9 protein-coding genes and 1 tRNA gene are annotated in these 14,636 nt (G+C 41.5%); 3 read left to right on the forward strand and 7 right to left on the reverse strand.

Going from position 1 to position 14,636, the window contains the following annotated elements; genetic code table 11:
- The 3 genes from VIM94_RS01435 to VIM94_RS01445 all read right to left on the reverse strand — a co-directional run.
- The coding region (locus VIM94_RS01435; RefSeq protein WP_332037511.1) for a CusA/CzcA family heavy metal efflux RND transporter at positions 1-3,798 on the reverse strand (3,798 nt) is incomplete at its 3' end.
- Positions 3,799-3,932: 134 nt separating this feature from the next.
- Positions 3,933-4,259 (reverse strand): DUF6660 family protein, encoded by a 327-nt coding sequence (locus VIM94_RS01440; protein WP_332037512.1) that lies wholly within the window; start codon positions 4,257-4,259, stop codon positions 3,933-3,935.
- A gap of 463 nt (positions 4,260-4,722) precedes the next feature.
- Positions 4,723-4,804 (reverse strand) — tRNA-Leu (locus VIM94_RS01445).
- Positions 4,805-4,943: 139 nt separating this feature from the next.
- Here VIM94_RS01445 and VIM94_RS01450 point away from each other — a divergent pair.
- Complete coding sequence (locus VIM94_RS01450) at positions 4,944-6,338, forward strand: dipeptidase (protein ID WP_332037513.1); 1,395 nt, start codon at positions 4,944-4,946, stop codon at positions 6,336-6,338.
- Between the two features lie 287 nt (positions 6,339-6,625).
- On the forward strand, positions 6,626-8,719 hold the full coding sequence (locus VIM94_RS01455; protein WP_332037514.1) for a dipeptidyl-peptidase 3 family protein: 2,094 nt from the start codon (positions 6,626-6,628) through the stop codon (positions 8,717-8,719).
- Positions 8,720-8,778: 59 nt separating this feature from the next.
- On the opposite strand, the gene VIM94_RS01460 is transcribed toward VIM94_RS01455, so the two are convergent.
- Both VIM94_RS01460 and VIM94_RS01465 read right to left on the reverse strand, forming a co-directional pair.
- The gene (locus VIM94_RS01460; RefSeq protein ID WP_332037515.1) at positions 8,779-9,357 is read right to left on the reverse strand and encodes a PhnA domain-containing protein; all 579 of its coding nucleotides are present in this window, start codon (positions 9,355-9,357) and stop codon (positions 8,779-8,781) included.
- Positions 9,358-9,405: 48 nt separating this feature from the next.
- Positions 9,406-11,124, reverse strand: a complete 1,719-nt coding sequence (locus VIM94_RS01465) for a DUF885 domain-containing protein (RefSeq protein ID WP_332037516.1) — start codon at positions 11,122-11,124, stop codon at positions 9,406-9,408.
- A gap of 186 nt (positions 11,125-11,310) precedes the next feature.
- On the opposite strand from VIM94_RS01465, the gene VIM94_RS01470 reads away from it, so the two are divergent.
- The gene (locus VIM94_RS01470; RefSeq protein WP_332037517.1) at positions 11,311-11,637 is read left to right on the forward strand and encodes a helix-turn-helix transcriptional regulator; all 327 of its coding nucleotides are present in this window, start codon (positions 11,311-11,313) and stop codon (positions 11,635-11,637) included.
- 1 nt (position 11,638) lies between these two features.
- Here VIM94_RS01470 and VIM94_RS01475 read toward each other — a convergent pair whose 3' ends face one another.
- Both VIM94_RS01475 and VIM94_RS01480 read right to left on the reverse strand, forming a co-directional pair.
- Positions 11,639-12,646, reverse strand: coding sequence for a metal-dependent hydrolase (locus VIM94_RS01475; protein WP_332037518.1), 1,008 nt, complete (start codon positions 12,644-12,646; stop codon positions 11,639-11,641).
- A gap of 126 nt (positions 12,647-12,772) precedes the next feature.
- Positions 12,773-14,551 (reverse strand): MutS-related protein, encoded by a 1,779-nt coding sequence (locus VIM94_RS01480; protein ID WP_332037519.1) that lies wholly within the window; start codon positions 14,549-14,551, stop codon positions 12,773-12,775.
- Between the last annotated feature and the right edge of the window lie 85 nt (positions 14,552-14,636).

Consider the following 14,636-nt stretch of genomic DNA (forward strand, 5'->3'; position numbering starts at 1 on the left):
GTAATTCCGATAAGATCTTTCTAACTGTATTTTCACTTCGTTCCCCTGGTTAGAGGTAGCCAAATAATCTAGTTTAGAGGTGGCCTCGGTTTCATACCTCAGTTTTGCTGCCCTCTCTACGTCTGCGAAAACAGAATCCATTTTTCTATATACCTGATAAGTCTTTTTTGAGGTAAAAACCGCAGCCCAGGCCTTACTCACCTCTTGTTCAATTTGAATGGCCGTTAAGTCTAAGGATTTTTGAGAAAGCTTAATTTTTTCCTTTTGAAGTTTGATACGGGGGACAATTCCAAAAATATCGATACCTTGTTGTTGAACTCCTATTTGCGTATAAATACCATCAGCGCCGTTACCTACTTCCTCCTTCCCGGTAAAGATCTGTGTACTACCCAAATCAAAAGCGGTTTTACGTAAGACCTCCTCTCGTTCAATGGCCAGTTGCGCGGCCCGAAGTTGAGGATAGTTTTCAATAGCCATTTTCCGGGCTTTTTCCAGGCTAATACTTTGTAGGCTATCCTCTAAAGCTCCTTCATTTGGTTTGGGAGCAGTTTGTGCGGTTGTGGAAAATGTTCCTCCGAAAATGCAACCTATAACTAAAATTGTGGCCAGTGGCCCTTTACCGGAAGCATTGAGTCTATTTTGATTTTGCTTCTCCCTTCTTCTTTCTACGAAAGTATATAGCACCGGGAGCACTACTAACGTAAGCAGAGTAGCGCTAAGCATCCCACCAATTACCACCGTTGCCAGGGGTTGTTGAACTTCTGCTCCGGCCGAAGTTGAAAAGGCCATTGGTAAAAAGCCAAAAATATCTGTTGTTGCTGTTAACATAATTGGTCTTATTCGTTCTTTTGTTCCTGTAAAAATTCTGTCTTTTATATTGATTACTCCTTCCTCCTTTAATGAATTGAACCTATTGATGAGTACCAAGCCGTTTAAAACCGCTACCCCAAAGAGCACGATAAAACCAACACCCGCTGATATACTAAACGGCATACCTCTTAGCCAAAGGGCAAAAACACCTCCAATTGCAGCAAGGGGTATTGCCATATATATCATTATTGATTGTGAAAAAGAGTTGAGTGCGAAATAAAGGAGAACAAAAATTAGAAACAGTGCAATAGGTACCACTATTACTAATCTATCTTTTGCACTTTGAAGGTTCTCAAATTCTCCGCCATAAGAAATATAGTAACCGGGAGGCAGCTCTAATTCTTGATCTAATTTTTGCTGAATATCATTAACTACAGATTCTACATCACGTCCCCGGGCATTTACTCCAACATAGGTTCTTCTATAGGTGTCGTCCCTGGAAATCTGCATTGGTCCCGGTACATATTCTATATTCGCTATTTCTTTTATGGGAACCTGGGTGCCATCTGAAAGGTCTATATACATACTTCGTAAATCATCAATACTTCGCCTATGTTCTTTATCAAATCTCACTACCAGGTCAAAGCGTTTCTCCCCTTCGAAAATTACCCCGGCAGTACCACCGGCAAAGGCTGTACTTACATACTCATTGACTTTTTGAATATCTAAACCATACTGTGCCATCTTATCCCGATTGTATCTCACGGTCATTTGTGGTAAACCGGAAATTCTTTCGGCATTAACATCTCCTGCTCCCGGGACTGTTTGGATGATCTCGGCCATTTCCCGGACTTTTTCAGAGAGCACATTGAGGTCTTCACCATACAGTTTGACCGCGATATCCTCTCTAACTCCTTCCAAGAGTTCATTAAATCGCAATTCCACGGGTTGGGTGAATACCAAATTAACTCCAGTTATATTTTCATTAAGCTTATGCTTGATCTGTTCTATCAGGCCTTCTTTGGTATCGGCTGTAGTCCATTTATCCTTGTTTTTTTCCAGGATAATATACATATCAGCAATGTCCATAGGCATAGGATCGGTAGGGATATCTGCTACTCCAATTCGGGCTGTTACCGTTTTTATCTCAGGGAAGCTTTCTAAGAGTAAATTCTCAATTTTCTTAGACACTTCAATTGATTCAGTTAAAGAACTTCCCGGCCGTATCAATGCCTGCATGGCAATATCTCCCTCATCAAGCTGAGGCACGAATTCCCCACCCATTTTCGAAAAGGTAAAACCGGTTAAAATGAGTAGAAGAACGGCAATACCTATAACGACCAGCTTTAGTTTTAAAGCAGCTTTTAGCAAAGGCAAATACACTTTTTGTATTCCGCCTATAATTTTATCACTTACTCTTTCCAGCCACTTTTCTAATTTTCCGAACCAGTTGTCTTTATTCCGGATCGGTTTCATTAATAAAGCTGACATCATAGGAACATAGGTAAGGCACAAGAAGATGGCTCCTATCATGGCGAAACCAAAGGTATAGGCCATTGGTTTAAACATTTTCCCTTCCACCCCGGTAAGGAAGAGAATAGGAGTAAAAACAATCAGGATAATAATCTGACCAAAAAAGGCAGAACCCATCATAGTGCTACCGGCCTGGTAAGCAGCTTCGTCCATATCAGCCTGATTGAATTTTGCTTTACCGGCACGTATTCGTTTTTGTATTTCGTAGACAGTACCTTCAATGATAATAACTGCCCCATCTATAATGATCCCAAAATCAATGGCACCAAGGCTCATCAGGTTGGCCCAAACTCCAAATTGCTTCATCAGGATAAAAGCGAAAAGCAAGGATAATGGAATAGTGGTAGCCGTTATAAAGCCTCCTCTTAAACTACCAAGTAATAATACAAGAGCAAAAATAACGATCAAGGCTCCTTCCAGTAAATTGGTTTTAACCGTGTCGGTAGTTCTTTCTATCAATTCACTTCGATCTATAATTGGATCTATAGTTAGACCCTCTGGAAGTGAGTTTTCCACCTCGGCCATCCTGTCTTTTACATCCTGGATTACTGCATTGGGGTTGGCGCCTTTAAGCATCATAATCATACCACCTACTGCCTCTTTTCCATCCTGGGTAAAAGCACCATAACGCACCTGATTTCCAAATTGTACAGTTTCAGCAACATCGCCTATGGTTACCGGAATTCTGTTTTCGGTGCTTATTGCAATATCCCGGATATCATCTAAGGACCGTATCAAGCCTTCCCCCCGGATAAAATTAGACATCCGGTTTTTCTCAATATAAGCGCCACCGGTATTCACATTATTTCGTGCTAAGGCTTCATAAACATCTGAGATGCTTATATCCATACTGTTCAACTTTTCAGGGTTGATGGCCACTTCATACTGCTTGATGGAACCTCCAAATGAATTAACTTCCACAACGCCCTCTAAGAGGGTAAGCTGTCTTTTCACAAGCCAGTCCTGTATACTTCGTAACTCCATGGGGGTATATTCCTTTTCAAAACCCTTCTGAGGTTTAATGGTATATTCATAGATTTGACCTAAGCCTGTGGAAATTGGCCCCATGGAAGGGCTTCCGAATTTATCAGGGATTGTTTCTCTTAACTCGTTGAGTTTTTCCTGAACTAATTGTCGTGGAAGATAGGTGCCCATATCATCCTTAAAAACAATAGTAACCACAGAAAGACCGAAACGCGATACAGAGCGAATCTCTTTTACTCCAGGCAAATTCCCCATAGAAAGTTCTACCGGATAGGTTACAAATTGTTCTATATCTTCAGTAGCCAGATTGGGAGATTGGGTAATAACCTGAACCTGGTTGTTGGTAATATCTGGTACCGATCCCAGATTTAGTGTAGCCATAGAATAAATACCGGTACCGATAAGAGCTAAGGTGAGTAAACCAATAATAAATTTATTATTGATAGAAAATGATATGATTTTATTAATCATAAATTAAAATTTAATTCAATTAAATATTCCAGACTGGTACAGCTAAGCTATTCAGCCGATTCAAGTATTATTTTCTAAGGAAAATAAGTACAGATGGATTTTAGGAAAGGATACAATTATCCTATAAAATTGAATTAAACTCTTGGAGGTTGTAAAATAGCATGTGGAATTTCTTTTCCCAAGCTGTCAAAGTGAAGAAAAACCTTAGAGGAGATCCCGGTGATTAAAGGTTCAAATTCAGTAGTTTCAAATTTTACAGTGTGTACATGGCAGCAATGACAACTACAAAAAGGCGGGCATAAATCTACCGGTTGATCATGAGAGTGATCGGTATTTATATCATGAAAAACGATTTCACTACTTTCTGAATCAGGAGTCAACATAGTAGACTCAGCGTCATTACAGGCCAGGAAATTTAGGCCTAAAACGTATACAGATAATATAAAAGCGATTATTTTCACACTACAAAGTTAACAAAATTGCCATGCACAGGGTGTGCAAAACCACAAGAATCCGGTAAATCAGCAATAGATCATCTCCATTCTAAGTTAACAGATATAGCCAAAGAGAAGATATTTGAAGCTGAAACACCCATAAGTCGAATCCCTTATGAAATGGGGTTGAAAAACCATCAGCATTTAACTCTGATGTTTAAAAAAGGGAGAGGATATTCGTTGAATGAATACAGTCATTGACTAAATTAGGATATTAAAATGGTTTTCCACCTTTTTCAAGATGGTTATGAATTTGTTGATTCCTTATTTCCAATTCTGCGAACTACCCCTCGACTGTATTTCATTCTGCTACATTTGTTGTTAAATAAAGTTAAAAGATATTTAATTTCAACTGTTTAATTAAATGTGTTACCCCGGTGTTACCCAAACAAAAAAAGCCGACTCCTAAAAGTCGGCTTTTCCCTTGCTGTGCGGGCGAAAGGACTCGAACCTTCACACCTCGCGGCACTAGATCCTAAGTCTAGCGTGTCTACCAATTCCACCACGCCCGCATTTCAATTTTACAACACTTAGGACTCGTTGTAAAAGCACTTACTTGTCGTAAGCGGATGCAAATATACATAAATGTTTCAATTCTCAAATAGTCCGCAAAAAAATTTTTTACCTTTATCTCACATAAAAATTTATACAATGAGTAATATCAAATCATACGTAGAAGCCAATAAAGATCGTTTTATAAGCGAACTCATTGATCTTCTGAAAATTCCATCGGTAAGCGCCGACTCCAAACACAAACCCGACATGTTGAAAACCGCTGAAGCGGTAAAGAAAAATCTATTAGAGGCCGGTTGCGATTCCGCCGAAATATGTGAGACTCCCGGGCATCCCGTAGTCTATGGCGAGAAAATAATCGATAAAAACCTGCCCACCGTGCTGGTTTACGGGCATTATGATGTACAACCACCAGATCCTTTAGATCTTTGGAATTCCCCGCCTTTTGACCCGGTGATCAAAGAAACCGAGATCCATCCTGAAGGAGCCATTTTTGCCCGTGGTGCCTGTGACGATAAAGGACAGATGTATATGCATGTAAAAGCCCTGGAATACATGACTAAAAACGATGCCTTGCCTTGCAATGTGAAATTCATGATTGAAGGCGAAGAGGAAGTTGGGAGTGAACACCTGGGTTGGTTTATCGAAAATAACAGGGAGAAACTTAAAAATGATGTGATCCTCATTAGTGACACCGGCATGATCGCCAAAGATACGCCATCCATTACCACCGGCCTGCGCGGACTCAGTTATATGGAAGTGGAAGTAACCGGGCCGAACCGCGACCTCCACAGCGGACTCTACGGAGGAGCCGTTGCCAATCCTATCAATGTGCTTTCTAAAATGATCGCTTCCCTGCAGGATGAAGATAACCGTATCACCATCCCCGGCTTCTACGACAACGTACTGGAATACAGCGAAGCCGAAAGAGCTAAAATGGCCGAAGCTCCCTTTGATCTTGAAGAGTATAAAAAGAAACTGGACATTGAAGATGTTCAGGGAGAGAAAGGATATTCTACCCTCGAACGCGCCTCCATTCGCCCTACCCTGGACGTAAATGGGATTTGGGGTGGTTATATAGGCGAAGGAGCCAAGACTGTGCTACCCTCAAAGGCCTATGCTAAAATTTCAATGCGACTGGTAAGCGATCAGGATTGGGAAAATATCAGCAAATTATTTACCCAACATTTTGAAAGCATCGCTCCAAAATCGGTTAAGGTAAAGGTTACCACTCATCACGGGGGGCAGGCCTATGTTACCCCAATTGACACCCTGGAATATCAGGCTGCCAATGACGCTTACGCCGAAGCCTTCGGAAAGGAGCCTATTCCGCAGCATAGTGGTGGAAGTATTCCTATTGTTTCTCTATTTGAAGAGGAATTGAAAAGCAAAACTATTCTGATGGGATTTGGGTTTGATACCGATGCTATCCATTCTCCTAATGAACATTTCGGAATCTGGAATTACCTGAAGGGCATTGAAACTATTCCGTTATTTTTTAAGCATTTCACGAAGCTGAAGCAGGCAGAATAGTTGAAAAAATAAGGAAAGTAAAGTCTAAACTAAATAAACCTCCCAGGTCTTCATGATCCGGGAGGTTTATTTAGTAAAAAGCACGTCAAAGCTTCAGAATAAGCAGATTACATATCGCTAACCAAACAACCTGATTATTACAGATGATTCAACAACAGCCTGTAAAAAGATCGGTTTTTTGAATATTCCGAATAAAAATATGGACGTTTCCTGTCTTTGATCAGTTTTTTAGCGTCCATTACTGCACGAAGTTTCATAACTTTGGATACAATAAGAACATAAACATTATGAGAAAAATATTTAGCATTTTCCTGCTGGCCCTTGCCACTGTTTTTACAGCCTGTGATGCCAGCAGACAAGGAACTGATGGTCCCGTGATAGCTCCTCCAGCTCCCGAGACCCCTCAAACTCCTGAAACCCCCGAAACCACTACTGCAACCGAGGATTTTAATTATCTGACAGACGAGTTTGCAGACATCAAGATCCTGCGCTACCAGATCCCGGGCTGGGAAGACCTTAGCCTGAAAGAACAGAAACTGGTTTATTACCTGGTGGAAGCCGGTCTCTCAGGCCGCGACATAATGTGGGCGCAAAATTACCGACACAACCTGAAAATCAGAAATGCACTGGAAAACATCTATGCTAATTATCAGGGCGATAAAACCTCAGCAGATTGGAAAGAATTCGAAACCTATCTGAAAAGGCTTTGGTTCTCCAACGGAATCCATCACCACTACTCCAATGCCAAGTTAAAACCCGGTTTCAGCAAAGATTATTTTGATACCCTTCTTGCTGATACTAATACTGAACTTAAGGGTGAGGCCTATGAAGTAATCTTTAATGATAAAGACGCCAAGAAAGTAAACCTAAATGAAGAGGAAGGTTTATTGTTAGGATCGGCCGTTAACTTTTACGGTCCTGATGTAACTGCTGCCGAAGCACAGGCTTTTTATGCTAAAAAACAATCTCCAAATCCTGAAAAGCCACTTTCCTTCGGACTCAACTCCAGACTGGTAAAACAAAACGGAGAATTGGTGGAACAGGTATATAAAGCCGATGGACTTTATGGTGATGCCATTACCGAGATCATCAAATGGCTGGAAAAAGCAGCAGGCGTAGCTGAAAACGAAAAACAGGCTAAAGCCTTAAGACTGCTTATCGATTATTACACCACCGGTGACCTTCAAACCTGGGATGACTACAACGTAGCCTGGGTAGAAGCCACCGAAGGGAATATTGATTACATCAATAGCTTTATCGAGGTTTATAACGACCCAATTGGGTATCGCGGTTCTTACGAGACTATCGTACAGATCAAAGATTTTGATATGTCTGAAAAGATGAAGGTTTTTGAAGACAATGTGCAGTGGTTTGAAGACAATGCCCCAATTATGGACGAGCATAAGAAAAAAGAGGTTGTAGGGGTAACCTATAAAACCGTTGTTGTTGCCGGGGAAGCCGGAGACGCTTCACCCAGCACACCTATTGGAGTTAACCTTCCAAATGCAAACTGGATCAGAAAAGCCCACGGCAGTAAATCGGTTTCTCTGGGTAATATCATCGAAGCATACAACCAGGCCGGAGGCTCTGAGAAACTTCACGAGTTCGCTCACGATGAAGAAGAAATAAAGTTAGCCAAAGAATACGGAGAGCTTACCGGAAAACTTCATACAGCTTTACACGAAGTGGTTGGTCACGCTTCAGGGCAGATCAACCCGGGAGTTGGGGAAACAAAAGAAACCCTTAAAAATTACGCCTCCACTATGGAAGAAGGCCGCGCCGATCTTGTTGGCTTATACTACCTGATGGATCCTAAACTTGAGGAATTAGGACTTGTAGACAATGCTGAGGAGCTAGGTAAAGCCGCTTACGATGGCTACATCAGGAATGCGATGTTAGTACAGCTGCTAAGAATCGAACCGGGAGATGACATCGAGGAGTCCCATATGAGAAACAGAATGTGGGTAAGTGCCTGGGCCATTGAAAAAGGTCGTGAAGATGGCGTTATCGAAAAGGTTAAAAAAGATGGTAAAACCTATTACGACATCAAAGACTACCAGAAACTGCGTGAAATATTTGGAGAGCTGCTCCGTGAAACCCAGAGAATAAAATCTGAAGGTGATTATGAAGCCGCCAAAAACCTGGTAGAAAACTATGGAGTGAAAGTAGACCAGAATATTCACAAAGAGGTAATCGAGAGAAATGAGCCTTTCAAATCGGCGCCATATAGCGGGTTTGTTAACCCGGTGCTTGTTCCTACTTCTAATACCAGTGGTGAGATAATCAAAATAGAGGTAACCCAACCTGAAAGCTTTGAAGCTCAAATGATGGAATATGCCAGAAAGTATAACTTTCTTGATGAGAATGAAGCTGCAGAATAAACAGCTTTTTGATTAAATAAAAACTAAGGCGCGGAAATCCGCGCCTTTTCTTTTATACTTTATACTTTCTTTACAAATTTAGTAAGGATCACGATTTGCTGTCCTTCCACTTTCCCTTCAATTTGTTCAGGATTATCGTGCACCAGGGAAACCCGGCGCACTGCCGTGCCTCTTTTGGCGGTTAAACTACTCCCTTTCACATTCAGGTCTTTGGTAAGCACAACTGTGTCTCCGGCTTCTATTACGGCTCCGTTACTGTCGCGATGAATTATCTCCTCTGAATTATCTTCGGTTTTAAGTCCGTGCTGGGCATAATTTTTCAGCTCCTCATCCATATACATCATATCCAAAAGATCCTGCGGCCAGCCTTGCGCTTTAAGGTGATTCAGCATTTGCCAGGCAGTGACCTGCACGGCCGGCACGCTACTCCACATAGCATCGTTCAAACAGCGCCAATGATTGGGTTCTGCTTTTTCAGGATCTTCAAACTGCTCTCTACAAACCGAACAGATCATAAAACTTGCTTCGGCCTCTTCGCCGGGGAAGCCTTCAAAAGTATAGATGCTTAAATCTTCTGTATTTCCGCAGAGTTCGCAGGTAGAATCGCTGCGTTGTTTTATTTTTTCTTCTAAATTCATTTTTCTTAATTGAAGCGACGAAGTTAAGCTTTACTTTCAATTACTCAACTACTCCCTGCTTTTCTCAATAAAAGCATTAACTCTCTCCTCCAAAATCGGCAGCGTTACCACGCCTTGCTCCAGGATAACTTCGTGGAAGGCTCTTATATCGAAATCGGCACCCAGAGTTTCCTCAGCTTTCTTTCTCAACTCACGGATCTTTATCTCGCCTATTTTGTAAGATACTGCCTGACCCGGCCAGGAGATATAGCGATCTACTTCGGTATTGATATTATGCATCGAAAGGGCGGTGTTTTTTCTGAAATATTCCACCGCTTGTTCCCTGCTCCAGCCCATTGCGTGAATCCCGGTATCGATAACCAGGCGGCAGGCACGCCATTGCTCGTAGGTAAGTTTCCCGAAGCGCTCGTATGGAGTTCGATAAATGCCCATTTCTCCTGCAAGGGTTTCGGAATACAGACCCCAGCCTTCCCCGTAAGCCGATAAATACATATTTCTGCGGAATTTGGGAATGCTGTCACCCAGCTCGGCATTCAGGGCATTTTGCAGGTGATGCCCGGGCACGGCCTCGTGAGCGGTAAGCGAGGGCAGCACATAAAGTGGCCGGTTTGGGAGATTATAGGTGTTCACCCAGTAATAACCGGGTTGGGTTTCATCAGAAGCGCCAATATATCTTCCCGTGGTATATTTTGGAGCGATAGCATCGGGCACCGGCGCCACGCCATAAGGTTTTCGGGGAAGGGTTTTAAAATAAGCCGGAAGCTTCGCATCTATACGTTTAGAAATATCCCTGGCTTCTTTTAGAAGTTCCTCTGCGGTTTTTGCATAAAACTGCTCATCGGTTCTTAGAAAGTGAATAAAGTCTTCAAAACTACCTTCAAATTCCACTTCCTTAATAATCTTTTTCATTTCAGCATTGATACGGGCTACCTCATCCAAACCGATTTGATGCACCTCTTCCGCAGAAAGATTTAGAGTCGTATAATAATCCAACCGATTCTGATAGTAATCGCGTCCGTTAGGAATTTTTGAAACTCCGAGCTCTGTGCGGGTATTGGGCAGATATTCTTTCTCGAAAAAATCTTTTATCCTTCGGAAATGCGGCACTACATTTTTAGCGATGGCTACTTCGGCAGCATTTAAAACCGAATCCTTTTGCGCTGCTGAAAGTCCGCGAGGAAGCTTCTCGAACGGCTCGAAGAAGTAGCTTTCTCTTGGGGAATCTACCAATTGATCGTCATAGGTTGATTCATAACCTTCAAAGATTACCCGGGGTTGAGTAATACCTTTTTCCAGACCTTTTCGAAGCAAGACCAGATGCTGATCTACATAAGCCGGAATCGCATTCAGTTTGTTGAGATAGGCCTTTACCTGAGCATAATTATTGAGATCCCGAACCTGGTAGGCCAGGCTAAGATGAAATCCGGCATCAGAAAGCAGCGGGTTGAGATAGGCTTCATATTTATAATTATCTATGTCTTCCTTTAGCTTGAATTTAAGCAATTCTAAAGAGATCTTTTCAGTTTCGCTGAGGGAGTCGGCATTGATCTTTTGCAGCTCTGCAATCCGTTCTTCGGCGAATTCAGCCTGATTTTTATAATGCTCTTCAGTATAAAGTCCGAGTGGAAATTCCTCCCGGTCGTAGAATTTATACTCCTGAACCTTTTTGATGATGGTATCCAGTTTTGCCGATTCGCTTTGTGCTAAAAGACCATTACTGAAAAGAAAAAATGAAAGCAGGAGAAGATTTCGAAAGCTGGTTTTCATAAGTTAAGTTGATTTGAGCTAAAGATAAGAAAGCTTTTGAATTTTGAATGAATAAAGAAATAAGGTACAAAAATTGTTTCCTTATTAAGAAACATCTATCTTTAAGTGATGGATGAGAATTTTAAAGTAAGCACAGGCAAAATTCCAAAGAAAGAAATTTTACTTTCAGAATAATTAATAAAAGAAATGAAAACGAAAAAAATAAAGCAATATAGCCTGGAAGAAGTAACCGACAAATACATAGGGAAACCAGGAACTAAGGAGAGAGAAGATTTTGAAGATGAACTTCGCTTAGACCTTATTGGAGAGGCTATAAAAAAGGCGAGGAAGGACCGAAATCTTACCCAGGCTGAACTCGGCAAATTGGTTGGCGTTCAAAAAGCACAGATATCTAAAATTGAGAATAACCTAAACGACGCAAGATTTGAAACTATCTTAAAAGTTTTTAAAGCACTCAATGCGAAAATCAGTTTCAATGTGGAACTAATGGATAATAATCTTGAGCTTAATTAAACTAATTCCCCATAATACGCTCTCCCAGTTGCGCCATCAATTCTTTGGCGTCACCACGGGTTTTAGGGGTTTCTTCGGCCATAATTCTACCATTTTCTTCTACCAGCTTATAATTAAAAGCGAATTCAGAATCGACTCTGGGGAAGGGATCCAAAGTACCGAAACGAAGATCATTGAAGTAGAGATCGCCATCTTTTTTAGAAATGGTATACCAGCCTTCTGATATTTTGATAAGTCGCTGCACATTCTTTTTTTCTTTCCAATCTCCCAGCAAGTGATGGTTCTTGGGGTATTCAACAAATTGAATGGGTTTTGAGTCGAAAAGGGAATAGTCCCCAATTAAATAGGAATCTTCCACCTCCACATTGGCCGTCCATAAAATAGTATTTAGCGGGGCGGGTTTGGTTTCGATCTTTTTATAGGCAATTCCCTGTTCTGCCAGAGCTTCGGTAAATTTGTTATAGGTGTATAATTTTATTCCGGGAGTGATGATTAGCAGATAAATACTGGAAATGATGAGCCCTAGATTATTATACTTTCTGCGTTTCCGGGAATCCCGTTTCTGTCGCATCGCCAAAATTAGAAATACCAGAAAGGGTAAAGTATATAGCGGATCGATGACAAAAATATTCTTATAAGCCAATCTCACTTCCAGCGGCCACAACAGTTGGGTTCCCCAGGTGGTGTGCGCATCGAGCAGCGGGTGAGTAAAAAGTCCCCAAAACATCAACCAGGACCAGTTTTTCCAGGTAGCGACCGATTTCCGTTCAATTCTGGAAATCAGCCAGCCGAAGACCGGGGCGAATAGGACTGAAAATACTATGGAATGAGTGAATCCGCGATGCACTTCAATCGCCGTGATGGTATCGGTGAAGGCACTGGCAAAGGTATCAAGATCGGGAATGGTTCCCGCAATAGCGCCATAAAGCATCGCCTTATTGCCCACTTTTCTTCCGAGCACCGCCTCACCAACCGCAGCGCCAAGAACTATTTGAGTTAATGAATCCATTTATTATTTCCTTTCTGAAGCCATTTATTTTACAACTTAGACCCTGAAATAAATTCAGGGTGACGTAAGCTGATTTTGTATCCGTCGTCATGCTGAACTTGTTTCAGCATCTAATCCTCTTAAATATTAATCATCTACAATTTCCATTTTCCGAAGCAGAAACGAAGCATTCATATTCTGGCAAATCCCGTCTTTAAATTTATAATCGAAAAACAACTCATCATTTACAATTTCTGCATCGAAATAATGGTTTTTCACCTGCGGCAATTCGGCAGTGATCTCGCAAAGACTCAAGTCGTGGGTAGCGATAATCCCGGTAGATTTTGAACCGACAAGTTTTCTGATAAATTTCTTTGAACCTATAGCTTTATCGCTGCTGTTGGTACCCTTTAGGATTTCATCGAGAATGATAAAATACCTATCGGTTTTAATTTCGTCTACGATAAATTTCAGGCGTTTTAATTCTGAAAAGAAATAGGATTCATCATCACTAAGCGAATCGCTGGTGCGCATACTGGTGATAAGTTTTATAGGCGAGTATTGACAAGTTTCGGCACAAACAGGGAGCCCGATATTGCTCATTAGGATCTGCAGGGAAACGGTGCGTAAAAAGGTACTTTTCCCGGCCATATTGGCTCCGGTAATGATAAAGAATTCTTCATTATTTATGCTGAAATCATTAGCCACCCGTTTGTCGGGATCCAGCAAGGGATGTGCGAGAGCTGTAGCCGAAATTCCGTTTTCTTCAGCATTAATTTCCGGAAAAACATAATCAGGATGATTAAAGGAAAAATTCCCCAAAGAGTTCAAAGCATCGGTGGTTTCTATGACCTCAAACCAGTTTTTCACATTCTGGCGATAGGCCGAAATCCATTTTTCAAGTTTATAGCTTTGACGAAGGTCCCAGAGTAAAAATCCGTTGGCAAAGATCCCAAACAGCATATTATTTCGCTGATCCAGTGCATCAATGGCTTTGGAAAACTCTTTGAAAATTTCCGAGGCTTTTTTCTTTTCAGTACGGATAAGCTCCTGATTCCTTTTCAAGATTTCAGAAGAAAACTCTTCACTCTCCAGCAAGGCCAGTAAATGATGATACTGATGAAAGGTATCCTGAATCTTGCTCACACTACCCGAAAGCAGATTGATCTTTTTCAGGTAAATGCCTGTATAAAGAAGTCCCGCAAGAAACCATAAGAAAAGCTGAATTCCACTAAGGTAATCTAAAGAATAACCTACGATTACCAGCAGTGATAGCACCGAAAACACTGTTGGCAGCCACTTCATATACCCAGGCACGAAATTCCTGTATTTTTTAAGCCAATTCACGACGGTTTTGGAAGGGGTTTCGGTTTTCACCAGGCCGGCAAGGGCAGTAAATTCCTGACGCCATTTAGGCATTTGCTCCAGTTCTTTTATCGCCTCCTGTTTCTGCTCAATGGCATCGATGGAATTACCGGTAAGCATCCCTGCCAGTTTTTTAGTTCCCTCATAGAGCGCAGTGCGGTTGAGATACTGAAAAAACGAACCCCTTCCGAAGAGATCAATATCCTGGCTAAAAGCATGCAGCGGATCTTCAAACTCAGTTCCTTCGGGAAGATCATAGAAATTCCTGTGTTTTAAGATCTCTATCTCCAGCTCATTAAGACGAATGAGCTCCTTCTGTTTATTGGCTTTATCCTTAAGATTGCTATGCCTGGACACCAAAAAGAGAAAGAGCGCGATCCCTCCAATTACCACCGGCACCAGCACATTCATATTTCCGAAGAAATAATAAACCACAAAGGCGATGATCAAGAAAACCAGTAACCTCAATAAACTGGAAAAAAGTAATTTCCGGGATAGTTGGTTTAGTTGAAATTGATGATTCTCTTTTTGATCTATATAGAATTCTAAAGCTTGTTTCATTTTATAATTTCGAGTTCCTGCTGCAATTTCTTCGGAAGCCCCTGCACCACAAGATCATAGGAATGATCGGTTAGTTCAAAGACCA

The sequence above is a fragment of the Salegentibacter sp. genome (assembly GCF_036568425.1).
Classification (GTDB): Bacteria; Bacteroidota; Bacteroidia; order Flavobacteriales; family Flavobacteriaceae; genus Salegentibacter.

Excerpts from the sequence above, each read along its gene's own strand:
- VIM94_RS01475 (WP_332037518.1), bottom strand. The coding sequence starts at position 12,646 with ATGGATTCATTAACTCAAATAGTTCTTGGCGCTGCGGTTGGTGAGGCG.
- VIM94_RS01480 (WP_332037519.1), bottom strand. The coding sequence starts at position 14,551 with ATGAAACAAGCTTTAGAATTCTATATAGATCAAAAAGAGAATCATCAA.
- VIM94_RS01460 (WP_332037515.1), bottom strand. The coding sequence starts at position 9,357 with ATGAATTTAGAAGAAAAAATAAAACAACGCAGCGATTCTACCTGCGAA.
- VIM94_RS01455 (WP_332037514.1), top strand. The coding sequence starts at position 6,626 with ATGAGAAAAATATTTAGCATTTTCCTGCTGGCCCTTGCCACTGTTTTT.
- VIM94_RS01465 (WP_332037516.1), bottom strand. The coding sequence starts at position 11,124 with ATGAAAACCAGCTTTCGAAATCTTCTCCTGCTTTCATTTTTTCTTTTC.
- VIM94_RS01470 (WP_332037517.1), top strand. The coding sequence starts at position 11,311 with ATGAAAACGAAAAAAATAAAGCAATATAGCCTGGAAGAAGTAACCGAC.
- VIM94_RS01450 (WP_332037513.1), top strand. The coding sequence starts at position 4,944 with ATGAGTAATATCAAATCATACGTAGAAGCCAATAAAGATCGTTTTATA.